This is a genomic window from Pseudoalteromonas sp. AWM4_233 (genome assembly GCF_056158285.1).
The window spans coordinates 231115-243531 of record NZ_JBSWSZ010000113.1 but is presented as its reverse complement, the minus strand read 5'-3'; the positions used below and the strand labels follow the sequence as shown (position 1 = coordinate 243531).

At 40.6% G+C, this 12417-nt stretch carries 9 protein-coding genes; 3 read left to right on the top strand and 6 right to left on the bottom strand.

All coding sequences use genetic code 11. The features are described from left to right. Nucleotides 1-67: 67 nt before the first annotated feature. Complete coding sequence (locus ACXAC4_RS22660; RefSeq protein WP_083496681.1) at nucleotides 68-235, bottom strand: DUF2986 domain-containing protein; 168 nt, start codon at nucleotides 233-235, stop codon at nucleotides 68-70. Nucleotides 236-607: 372 nt separating this feature from the next. Here ACXAC4_RS22660 and ACXAC4_RS22655 point away from each other — a divergent pair, with 372 nt between their 5' ends. Next, entirely contained in the window at nucleotides 608-2470 is a 1863-nt protein-coding gene (locus ACXAC4_RS22655; RefSeq protein ID WP_475165776.1) for a DUF885 domain-containing protein, read from the top strand. 84 nt (nucleotides 2471-2554) lie between these two features. Here the strand turns inward: ACXAC4_RS22655 and ACXAC4_RS22650 are convergent, their stop codons facing one another. Together ACXAC4_RS22650 and ACXAC4_RS22645 are read right to left on the bottom strand one after the other, a co-directional pair. Beyond that, a complete protein-coding gene (locus ACXAC4_RS22650; protein WP_475165773.1) occupies nucleotides 2555-2881 on the bottom strand; it encodes a hypothetical protein in 327 nt (108 codons plus the stop codon). A gap of 37 nt (nucleotides 2882-2918) precedes the next feature. Continuing rightward, nucleotides 2919-3524: an arylesterase gene (locus tag ACXAC4_RS22645; protein ID WP_475165770.1), complete on the bottom strand. Its 606-nt coding sequence runs from the start codon at nucleotides 3522-3524 to the stop codon at nucleotides 2919-2921. Between the two features lie 616 nt (nucleotides 3525-4140). On the opposite strand from ACXAC4_RS22645, the gene ACXAC4_RS22640 reads away from it, so the two are divergent. Further along, nucleotides 4141-5520: a M28 family metallopeptidase gene (locus ACXAC4_RS22640; RefSeq protein WP_475165768.1), complete on the top strand. Its 1380-nt coding sequence runs from the start codon at nucleotides 4141-4143 to the stop codon at nucleotides 5518-5520. Between the two features lie 118 nt (nucleotides 5521-5638). Here the strand turns inward: ACXAC4_RS22640 and ACXAC4_RS22635 are convergent, their stop codons facing one another. Beyond that, on the bottom strand, nucleotides 5639-7549 hold the full coding sequence (locus ACXAC4_RS22635) for a pre-peptidase C-terminal domain-containing protein (RefSeq protein WP_475165764.1): 1911 nt from the start codon (nucleotides 7547-7549) through the stop codon (nucleotides 5639-5641). A gap of 554 nt (nucleotides 7550-8103) precedes the next feature. Here ACXAC4_RS22635 and ACXAC4_RS22630 point away from each other — a divergent pair. Next, nucleotides 8104-10233: a cation:dicarboxylate symporter family transporter gene (locus tag ACXAC4_RS22630; RefSeq protein WP_475167714.1), complete on the top strand. Its 2130-nt coding sequence runs from the start codon at nucleotides 8104-8106 to the stop codon at nucleotides 10231-10233. 56 nt (nucleotides 10234-10289) lie between these two features. On the opposite strand, the gene ACXAC4_RS22625 is transcribed toward ACXAC4_RS22630, so the two are convergent. Together ACXAC4_RS22625 and ACXAC4_RS22620 are read right to left on the bottom strand one after the other, a co-directional pair. Further along, nucleotides 10290-11576, bottom strand: coding sequence for an oligosaccharide flippase family protein (locus ACXAC4_RS22625; RefSeq protein ID WP_475165761.1), 1287 nt, complete (start codon nucleotides 11574-11576; stop codon nucleotides 10290-10292). 78 nt (nucleotides 11577-11654) lie between these two features. Continuing rightward, nucleotides 11655-12218, bottom strand: a complete 564-nt coding sequence (locus ACXAC4_RS22620) for a hypothetical protein (RefSeq protein ID WP_475165759.1) — start codon at nucleotides 12216-12218, stop codon at nucleotides 11655-11657. Nucleotides 12219-12417 lie beyond the last annotated feature (199 nt).

Here is a 12417-nt window from a genome sequence, read left to right as displayed (position 1 = left end):
GTGCTATTCATCCTTAAAAGCAGCATAAAACGTATTTTGATTAGCGCATATTAAACAGGAATGACTGCTAATCGCAAATTTCTGTTGAACTGTCAGTTTGAGCTTGTTGTTCGGCTTCTAACTTGGCACGTTCAGCTTTAGAAATGTACTTTGGCTTATTGCTTTTATGCAATTTTTCATTTGCTTTTTTGTCTTTCTTCTTTAGCTTTTCGTAGATTTTCTTACGTCTATTCATAGTTGGGGCGTATGCAGCCAATCCCGTTAAGTTGATAGAGCGCTATTTTAATACTAACCCTCAATAATACTCAATCATTTTGAGGGACTAAAACTGACGCTAGCTTTGTTAAAAATTTTTTTTAGAACAACTAAACAGCAAAATTTTTGCCGTGCTATCGAGCAGTTTTCCTTGCCTAAAAATAGAGCGCTTAATTAAGAGGGCTGGTATAACTGTTTTTCAATAGGTAAAAAAGCGACAAGTACTTTCTTATTGTACTAGCACAACGCCTTTAATTGTATACAATGTGCAAAGTGAACTTAATAATAAAAATGACCAATATTCACAGGTAAATAAAATCTGGATATTGATGAGAATACCTTGGAGCCAAATATGATCAAACAAGCCCTAACTGCACTTGCCGTTTGTGCGGTACTCGCCAGTTGCTCTACTGAAACAACACATAAAACAAAGTCAGAAGCGGCGCAACAAGCTCAAGTAAGTCGAGCTGAAGTTGACAGCGTGGTTAATACCTACACGAAAAACTTCATCAATCATCAACCTGCTTTAGCAACGTCTTTAAAACTTGATAGTGCTGAGTTTGGTCAGTACGCAAATCGTTTACCAAATTACTCATTGGCAGGCATGCAAGCCCTGCAAATTGATATGGACAAAGCGGCGGAGCAACTTAACGCATTACAGAGTAAAAACCTCTCTGAGAAAGACCGCTTACATGTTGCCGTAAATGAAGTGATAGCTCGTTATTATGCGGGTGATAAGCAGTTCAGTGGTGGTTATATTGATACGTGGGGCGGGCATTTACCATATGTAGTAAATCAAATTTCAGGCCCATTAATTGATATTCCAAATATATTAAAAGATCAGCACGCTGTTACGTCAGAAAAAGATGCAACAGATTATCTTAAGCGTTTGGCTGCGTTTGCAAATTTAACAGAACAGGTACGCAGCAAGTTGGCAGATGATGCTAGCAAAGGCATTATCTTACCTAAACCACTTTTTCCGAACACCTTAGGGTATTTAAATAATTTCACAGCACCAGATGCATCTGAACACCCATTGGTGAGTAGTTTTGCTGAGAAACTTAATGAGCTCAATACGCTTGATGATAAAACCAAAGCAGTTTTAGTTAAAAAAGCAGCGAATATTGTTGAGTCGGAGATTTATCCTGCTTTTGCTAAAGTAAGTAAAGATATGCAAGCCCTTGAGGCAACTGCGCCGACAAAAGTAGGCATTTGGGCACAGCCAAACGGTGAAGCGTTTTATCAACATGAGATCACTTATTTAGCCGACTCAACTATGACAGCAGAAGAAATCCATAATGTGGGTTTAGCTGAAGTAAAACGTATTTCAGAGCAGATGGATGCGATTTTAACAGCGAACGGGTACACAGAAGGCTCAGTTGGCGAGCGCATGCAAAAGTTAAGCGAAGAGCCGCGCTTCTTATTTGCTGACAGCGATGAAGGCCGTGAAGAGTTACTAGCGTTTTTACGTGGTGAAATTAAAACCATAGAAGAGAAAGCGCTCAATCTATTCTCATCTTTGCCTCCTCAAGCGGTTGAAGTAAAACGCATTCCCAAAGCCGTCGAAGCCGGAGCACCAGGTGGTTACTACAATGCCCCATCACTTGACGGTAGTCGCCCGGGTATTTTTGCGATTAATCTAAAAGACATGAAAGCTGTCCCAAGCTTTGGCTTAAAAACACTGACTTATCATGAAGCTGTACCAGGCCATCACTTCCAAATTGCATTAAATATGTTGCAAACAGATATTGGTTTAATGCGTCAAAACGCATCGTTTAACGGCTTTATTGAGGGCTGGGCGCTGTACTCTGAACTAGTCGCTTATGAAATGGGGATGTACCAAAATGACCCATTTGGCGATCTGGGCCGCCTTCAAGCAGAAGCTTACCGCGCGGCGCGTTTAGTGGTTGATACCGGTTTGCACCACAAGCGATGGACTCGTCAGCAAGCAATCGAATATTTCGCAGAAGCCACGGGTTCAGCCATGAGTGATGTAGTATCGGCAATAGACCGCTATATTGCATGGCCGGGTCAGGCGTTAGGTTATAAGTTAGGGATGATTAAGTTTGTTGAATTGCGTGATAAAGCTAGAACAGAGCTTGGTGACAAGTTTGATATTAAAGCGTTTCATGATTTGATTTTGCTTAAAGGAGCGCGACCTCTTACGATCGTTGAAAGCGATGTCGATGCTTGGATTGCAGTACAAAAACTCTGATAGTTAAAGAAAATGACAACGTCATTACATTTGTGATCAAAAATGGCCACGTAAGTGGCCATGGTCTCTCAGCTTTGGTTCAACTTACCAAAAAACTTTAGTCACTCGCATAGTTCCACCATCTGCTGCACAACGTGCACCTATAGAGCGATCATAAGTTGAAGAAATTTCAAACCATAATTGTTTACTATTACTGTCTAAACACTGGAAATGATAATAGCGAAAATCTTCTATACTTGAACCTCTAGCATCTGTGGTAGCGCTAAAAGAGAACGTGCTTGCTGCAATTAATGCAGTTAAAATTAGTTTTTTCATTTTAGTATCCTTCATTTTTAGTTTTTTTCCTTTCACATCTGACAAATTCATTTGAGCTATTAAATTATCAGTATGAACAAAATTAATACTACTCACATGAAGGGGAGCTGTCTATATCTAGAATAATCTCTGATTAAAACGCACCATTTTCTTTTAGAAGTAGATGAATTGATTCTGCCATCGCTTCATAACCGGCCCTATTGAAGTGAATGTAATCAGATTTCATGGATGGCTTTTTCATTAGCTTAGCGATTAATGAGGGCTCAAATACAATTTGATGCTTGTCTGCTAGAGCTTGATAAAGCGGCGCAGAACTCGAAAAAAGACTTTTTTGAGGTACACCAATGAGCACAACCTCAACACCGTAGCTTTTCGCTATGTCTATCATGTCATTAAGGTTTGCTTGGGTTTCGTCAAGGTTTTTATTTTGTAAAATATCATTCCCGCCTTCTAATAAAATGACAATAGCAGGCGCATGTTGCTCAATGACATCGGTAAATCGATTTAGCCCCTCACTGGTTGTTTCTCCTGACACACCAGCGTTGATTACTTTCACACCAGAGAGTGTCTCAAGCACGCTTGGATAACTATATTGCTTAGACACCCCAACACCTTGCGTTAAGCTGTCACCAAAGGCCAGAATAACATCATGTTGCTGTAAACGGGTTAGCTTAGGCGCATCACTGCATCCTGTTAAAAAGAAAATGAAAAGTAAGCTGAATATTTTCAAAAACTGCATGCTTAAACCTTAGCTGTGAGAAAATTGCTTTAAACAAGATATTAGCAACATCAAGTAAACGATTGAAAAGAATATAAAGGACTGCTTTAAGAAGCAACAATTAGGATTACGTTATTCACCTATTGAAAGGTGTTAAACGTAGTAGGCTTTTTCGTTTTCTGCTCTTTAAATTTAAGTAGGTTAAAACGTTGGTTAATACCAAAGAGCAAAGAAAGGAAAAATAAGCAGAAAAATAACATTACACTATAAATGTTATCTTCAATCATATTGAATACCAATAAAGCCAAAAAACAAAACGCAGCTAAAAAATATGAGCTTGGTTTAAAGACTTGTTTTGCCATTTAAAAGAGACGCCCTATTAAAAAGTTTATTAAGAATCATTATCAAGTTCCTAAATTTGCACCTGATTTTTATAACTTGCAACTATTGTCGCTAGAATACAGATAAAAACATCCTTTATTATTAATTTTTAATGATACAGACGGCGCATTGATAAAAATGTTTCCACTATGAAAACGTACGGGATGAACTCACCGTATAGCAAGATGACTCTACTTGTGAGACTTGCCGTAAAGGCATAACTTAAACGTTAGAACAATAAAAAAGGCGACAATACATGAAGAGCTTCATACCCATTGCACTGTCATCGTTATTCAGTCTGGTTGCGACAACAGTGAATGCAAACACGCAAATAGAATACATCGATCAACAAAAACTTCATGACATCAATCAAGCCATATCGGCGGAGAATATTGAAAAAGACATCAAAAAACTTGTCAGCTTTGGCACGCGCCATACGTTGTCAGAAACAAAGTCGGATACTCGAGGTATTGGCGCAGCTAGGCGCTGGATAAAGGCTGAGTTTGAAGCTATTTCAAAAGCCTGTGGTGGCTGCTTAGAGGTGTATTATCAATCAGATGTTATCAGTAGTGAAAAGCGCATACCAAACCCAACTGAAGTGGTGAGTGTTATCGCTGTACAGCGAGGGCAAACAGACCCTAATCGCTATGTGATGATGTCGGGTGACATAGATTCTCGCATCACAGACGTGATGAATTTCACCGATGATGCACCGGGTGCAAATGATAATGCTTCTGGCTTGGCTGGCACCTTAGAAGCTGCCCGCGTACTAAGTAAATACAAGTTTAATAGCAGTATTGTCTATGCGGCGCTTGCAGGTGAAGAGCAGGGCTTGTTCGGTGGCAAGATCATGGCAAAGCAAGCAAGGGCTGATGGCTGGCGATTAAAGGCGGTATTGAATAACGACATGATCGGCAATATCGAAGGCGTGAATGGGGTGATCAATAACACTACAGCACGCATATTTGCCGAAGGCACTCGACAAACAGAAAGCGAAGACGATATTCGCAATCGCCGTTTTCGAGGTGGCGAGGTTGACTCGCCAAGCCGTAATCTGGCTCGTTATATAGACTGGATGGCTGACCGCTACATTCCAAACCTAGATACCATGGTGGTGTATCGTTTAGATAGGTTTCGCCGCGGTGGACATCATCGTCCATTTAATGATTTAGGTTTCCCAGGTGTTCGTATTATGGAAACTAATGAGAACTATAACCGACAGCATCAAGATTTACGCACCGAAAGCGGTATTGTCTATGGTGACACCATTGATGGCGTCAACTTCGATTATGCGGCTAAATTAACCGCGCTCAACGCCGTCTCACTTGCTGGCATGGCTTGGGCACCGACGCCACCAGCAAAAGTCAGCATAAAAGGCGCTGTTTCACCCGATACCACACTGTCGTGGCAACTGGCAGATAACAAAGAAAACCCACAGCTAGCAGGCTATAAAATTTATTGGCGACTAACTGATGCACCGCAATGGCAATACAGCAAGTTCGTTGGCAAAGTTAATAGCTATATACTGAAAAACGTAGTGATTGATAACTACTTCTTTGGCGTTGCCAGTGTCAGTAAAGACGGGTTTGAAAGCCCAGTGGTGTTCCCTGGTCATGCTGGAGATTTTGGGGACTGAAGTATGTACTGATAGTGGCTATGAAGAACAATACAAAGCTAGTTATGCTCCAGACATAAATAAAAAAGCCTCAGTCATGACTGAGGCTTTTTAGTAAGAAAATGAACTTCTTTAGAAATTAGTGGCTGGCAGTCAGCGTTAAACCACTGTAAGCGTTGTAACCACGTAACATAATGTAGTAAGTGCCACCGGTACCCGAATTTAAGCTACAGCTTTCGGTATTTCCGTTACGGTAAGGGCGACAGTCATAGGTCGAAGTTGTCGGTGCTTGACCTTTTCTAACATACAGATCTGCATCACCTGTGCCACCTGAGGTATTTACATTAAGCGTTACGCCCGCAGGAACATCAATGGTGTAAACTACTTGAGAGTTAGAAGCGCCAGATAGGTTGGTTTTAGGCACACCATTTTGCAAACAGCTTTCACCACAACTTGTGCCATCAGCAGTCTGAGCTTTCAACGATACACCAGAGAAAGCTTGATAACCATGAACCATGACATGCCAAGTACCCGCAGTTGGGTTATTTACAGTACACGTTTCTTCGTTACCATTTTTGTATGGACGACAGCTATAAGACGACTTCGAAGGTTTAGTACCTTGTTGGATGTATAAATCAGCATCACCAGAGCCCCCAGTCATGTTGAACGATACTTCTGCTTTGTTTGCTGGTACATCAAAAGTAAAGAATTGCTCTGAATTAGTCGCGCCAGAGATTGATACTGCAACACCATCTTGAAGTTCATTGCTTGGTGGATCGACCGGATCAACAGGGCCAGTACCATTATCGCCATTCGGGATCTGTCCGTTGAAGTGACTCGATACTTGTGGCCAGATCAGGCTGATTTTAGCGCCTTTGTTAGTACAACCACCTAAATGGTGAAGAGCAATGACTTTATTTGTTTGAGCTGCTAAAACAGGAGAACCTGACGAACCACCAATGGTGTCACAGTAGTAACCTAAATCAGTGCCCGTTCCACGACCTGTTGCGTTTGCGTCATTGACTGAACATAAGCCTGTCGCATCACGATCTGATTCAATTGATAACTCTTTAGGGTTACCTGAACCATGTTGAGGGATGTAAATTCGCTCGCCTTGAGTGGCATTACGCACATCAAGACCAAAATAACCAAATGGTGCCGCTTTCGCGAAATCATTGATAGTAAATAGCGTGTAGTCAAGCGTGTAGTCAGTTTTAAGGAGATCTTTACCTGTTACTTTTACAACGGTATCTAATGTTGAACCATTACATGAGGTATGCTGATAATTGAACCAAACTTCTGTGTTGGCAAGCTCTGCACTTGAATCTACACAGTGGTTGTTGGTAAACATGCGGTTGTCACTACCTACACGCCAACCTGTACATAAGCCTGCACCGTTCATAAGCAGTCGAGCAACAGGGCGTGAGCGCTCAAACTCAGTTGGGTTAGAATTTGCCCAGCACTGCACATCTTTTCGCTCCATGGCACCACAGGTTGAGTATATGCCCGTGTCAGTCTCAGCTGGCTGAACGAGTTCATTTTCAGTGCCATGATAGTAGCTGTCTATCTCAGCATTTACTGTATTCATTTCACTCTGTGCCAAAAGCGCATTACCCACATTGTTTCCAGGCGTATATTCAACAACGACTTTGTCCGCAGAAACAGACATAGCGTAGAAAGAAGACACGCCATCATCACCTTGCGCAGTCGTCGCTGCATTCATATTAAATTCTGTGTATTCATAGCGCTCGCTGCCATCTTCTGAGCGAACCACCAACTTACCACCATTTTGCAGTTTGATATTTTTGAAGTGGAGTTTGATATAGCTTGCATTGGGATGCGAAACAGTTTGTGTGATCACAGACTGACCGTTCATGCTCGCCGTTGCAAACTGACTGCTAAGCGGCAAATTCAGTTTAGAGGCTTTACCAATTGTGGTTTTTTGCGCTTTTGAAGTGTATTTCATCATTTGCGCTTCGGTTAATGGTGCTTGAGCCAGTGCAGAGGCAGAAGCAACGCCAAGAATTGGCAGTAACATTTTTAATTTCATTTTATAGTTTCCTTCAACTTTGTATTTTTATTGGTACTAAGTACCGGCGGTAAAACTAGCTTAGAAAACTCAGTAGGTAAATTTAATGTTAATAATGTTTTAATATTAAGTTTTTAAAATTCCTTCAGTTTAGAAATATAGACGGCTACAAGGTTTCCTAAGTCTAAATTGGGTTTGTTTTTAAGTGTATGATTTTAAATGAATCGATTCTGTTATTTCGTTAATTAGTAAGGTTGTTGCGATTATTAAAATAAAAAATATTGCAGATGAAATTTTTTAATATTATGTTGGTGTATATACAAAAGTATTAGCTTTTTGAGGGTTCAACTTGGCTTGTGATGAGTGACCGAAAGCATCAAATAACTGAGTGCACACAGAGTTGTTGGGTAAGGACAGAGTTTATGTAGGCTTTTTATCGGGATATTCAGATACAGGTCAGGTTAAGGTTTTATAATCCCCGCACTTTTTCAACAACGACTATGATTAATAGATAAAAATAAGGTGTGAGTGATAGCGTGAAATCCATATTGGCATTTTTAGGCAATCGAAACTGGATGTTATGGGCATTATTGCTTGGGGTTGCAACTGGTTTGATATTTGGTGAGCGGGTGGCATTTTTGCAACCCATTGGTACCGGCTTCGTGAAGTTGATGCAAATAACCATATTTCCTTACATTGTTGTGAGCCTGATAGTAGGTCTTGGCAAATTTAATCCTGAACAAGTAAAAAGCATTTTAGTAAAAGCAGCGACTGTGATGGTAACTTTGTGGATCGTTGGTCTAGCCGCTATATGGTGCTTTACCCTCACTTTACCAAAGCATGATGCGGGTACGTTTTTCTCTCCTGCTCTGATCTCTCCGGCGACATCGATTGACTTTGTTGCACAGTATATTCCAGATAACCCTTTTGCCTCCTTAGCTGAAGGTAATGTACCGGCTATTGTGATTTTCTGTATTGCTTTAGGTATGTCACTGATTGCTAACAAACGAAAAAGCCAAGTCTTAGACTTTCTTGAAGTTGTAGGTCAAGGGCTGACCGTGATCTCTAAAAAAATCATCGCTATTTTCCCTATCGGTATTTTTGCAATGACTGCCAGTACAGCAGGTACATTGAGCGTAGAGCAATTACATAACTTGCAAGTGTATTGGGTGTTGGTACTGTGCTTAGGCTTATATTTAATGCTGGTGTTATTGCCAATGTCAGTGGCGGCTGCAACGCCAATAAAATACAGAGACTTAATTTATGTGATGCGAAATGCCTGGATAACGGCTTTTAGTACAGGCAATGTATTTATTGTGCTGCCAGTGATCACCGAAGGGATTAAAGCCCACATGCGTAAAATTGGTCGTAATGATGAACAGTCAGATCATATTGCCGAGGTTTTGGTACCAATTGCATATACTTTCCCGAGTTTAGGTAAATTAACGACCCTGATATTTGTTATGTTCGCGGCTTGGTTAACGGGCAATCCCGTTAGTTTTAGCGATATTCCCAATGTGACGCTCTCGGCTATGTTGAGCTATTTTGCAAACGTACATATTGCGATCCCGTTTTTATTAGACAGCTTGCGGATCCCCGCTGACAGCTACCAACTCTATCTTTCAATGTCGGTACTTAGTGCCAAAGTTGTCTCGCCAACCACAGTGGTGTATATCTTTGCCTTTGTACTATTGAGTATTTTTTATTGTCGAAAACAGCTGCATTTTAAAAGGTTAAGAGCGGCTTATTATGTTATTTTGCCATCGGCGTTATTGCCTGCTTTTATGCTGGCCAGTTTTACCCTTAACACTCAACTGGCTGCGAGCAGCAAAGCAGCGAATGAAGTCATAGCGAACATGGTGGTGTCAGACAAAGTGCCAGCACATGTGTTAAACCATGTGCCAAAAGCTTATCAAAGCGGTGAATTGTCTTTAACAAATATTGACGTTATTAAGAGACGTAACTTACTGCGTATTGGCTATGTAGTCGATAATGTACCGTTTAGCTATTTCAATCAGAAAAATGAACTTGTAGGCTTTGACATTAGCCTGGCCCATAAATTAGCCAGTGACTTAGATGTTGAAGTCGAATTTATTCCATTCAAAAAGTATCAATTGAGCGAATACCTTAATAAAGGATATTTCGATATTGCGATGTCGGGCCTCGAGATAAATGTAGCCGACTTAACAAAAGTGCGTTTCAGCCACAAGGTGTTAGAACTGCAATTGGCAATTTTAGCGAAAGACTATGAACTCGCGCGTTTTAAAAGCATTGAGCAAATTAGAAGCTCAGGTGATTTAAACTTTGCGCATATGGAATATGGCCCTTTGTTAAAGCAGGTAAGCCAGCGCACCAGCTCAATTCAGTTTAAACAGCTGACGACTTTGCAAGATTACTTTAAATTATCAGAGCAATTTGATGGTTTAGTCATTAGTGCTGAAGCAGGGTTTGCATGGAGTATGTTCTACCCTGAATATGGTGTCGTTGTGCCTGCAGGCGGAATGCAAAAGTACCCGATTGGTTTTGCCGTTGCAAAACGCAATCTAGACTTATTGAGTTATGTCGATGCTTGGCTGGCTATTCAACAAACCAATGGCAGCATTGATAATGCCTACAATTATTGGATTTTAGGGCAGGGAACCCAGTCAAAAGAAACCCGCTGGTCGGTACTTGATGATGTGATAGAGTCCGACAAGAAAGAGTAGCGAAGCACCAGAAATATTAGAGTGAGAGCACGAGTTAATTCCGTGCTCTTTTTGACTTAGTTCTCAACGGAACTGAGTAAATTATTATTATCTAAGCGGTGATGCAAAAGAATAGCCAAACTCCATGTCGATAATGAGAGAGCCGTGGCAAGCGCAGCACCAGTTAAACCAAATTTAGGAATAAACAACATATTGGCAATCACATTTATTGCAACTGCAATCATACCAAATTCCACAACTTGCTTACCTTGCCCAGTATATTGCAGCCAAGTTGCAGTGAGCGCCGCAACAGCCGTTATCGCATAACTTGGAATTAAAATCAGTAGGGCATTTTTCGCATCAGAATAGTCTGTACCGAACAGTTTCAATAAGTCATCAGAGATAAACCAAAGTAATGAACCGACTACAGTGGTCATAACTAGAGTAATAAACCGTGCTTTACCAAAAAGTTTGCTAGCTAAATCTGTATTATTATCAAGTTGCCTGCCAATGAGTGGCAGAAATAAACTCGCAATTGTAACCTGCGTCACAGGAATGATATGCGCAAGGGTATTGGCTGCAGAAAAATGCCCAACATCGTGCTCATTTGCCAACCATTCAAGCATTAATAAATCAGTTTGATTTAACATTAGCGTTACCAACATAGCTAACATCATGGGTATTGATTGTTTTAGCAATGCTTTGTCAGGAGTGGCGGGCTCAAAAGGCATGAGAGTAATGATATTCTTTTGAAATAATAACCATATTTGCCATACCACAATGACAATCACGATCATGATCCCCGCAAAAATGACAAGTTCAACACTGATATCAATATAAAAGTACGCTAACGCTAGGACTGCGCATGTTTTTAAAAGAGGGAGAGCAACACGCCATGGTAAATTAGAAAAAGCCAGTAGTTTGGCGCTTTGCAGTACTCGGCTTAGTAGAGCACCCAGCGCAATAATAGGGACTGCAACAATCATTAAAGATAGGGCATGGTGACCATCAGCATCGAAATGAATAACGTGGAAATAACTTAAAAACCAAATCAGTGAGATAATAAAAATTGAAATGATAAACGCACGTTTTATATAGCAAGCTAAATACGCAGATACCGCTGAGTTATCTTTATTAGCGATATGCTTAGATAAAATTCGAGGGGCAAGTCTGTCACCACCAAGTAAAACTAATACTGATGCAAGCATAGTGATACTGTATGCGACTTTATAGTCACCATATTGATGTGCTTCTAAGTGCTGACTTAAGGTGACATTGAACCAATAATCAGCTGCATAACCAAAGATGATTGAGAAAACGAGTAGCCAGGTACCTCGGCTTAAATAGTTTTTTTGGTCTTCCACATTCTTACCCTAATTCGCGTTTTTTAATAAATTATCACTAAACTTTGAATAGAATGTGGAAGTAGACAGCCTGAGATATTATTTAACACTCACGCTTTGTATTTTGATGTAAGCCTCACCACCTTTAGCATCGGTTAAGTCTGGGACAAAATACAGCGCAGAGACATGATTTGTAATAATGCCTTTATCAATTGAAGAAGCGGGTGTCCAACTCGGTCGTTGAAAGTCATTTAGGGTGACCGTCTGAGTCGTCCAAGTACTGGCTGCAGGTAAAACAGTTTGGTAATGAGCATATGTTTTATCGCCTTCTCCCCCATAGTCTTTTTGCGATAACTTGATGACCATATCTTTATCACTTTGATAGGTCAGAGTAATACTAGCCTGCTCAGGCAACTGCTTGCTTGGGAGGTCGTAAATGAGCTCAACCCAAGAGTTGTTCAGCTTGTCTACTCGAGGAACTCGTTTAAAAGCAATTTCTACACGCTCAGTGGTGACGAGTGAGCCATTCAAAATAGCTTGGCTACCGTGAGGATCAGTTGCATAACGCCATTGCGTTTCATCCAGTTTGGTTGAGTCTGTAACTTGGCAGCCAAGTAAAACAATAGAGAGTATGGCGCCTATGCCGAGAGCTAACTTATTCATGAGAGTGTCCCTTTATTATTGATAACGTCACGATAAAGGTGAGGTGATATAAAAAGCAAAAGAATCCGACAGGCTGAAAAGTGCATATATGAAGCTTTTGAAAGCCATTGCACTGTTATAGCCAGTTAAAAATACTAAGTTGGTGCAATACAAAAATAGCAGTGAATTTTTTTCAATAAAATCAGAGCGAAAAATATGG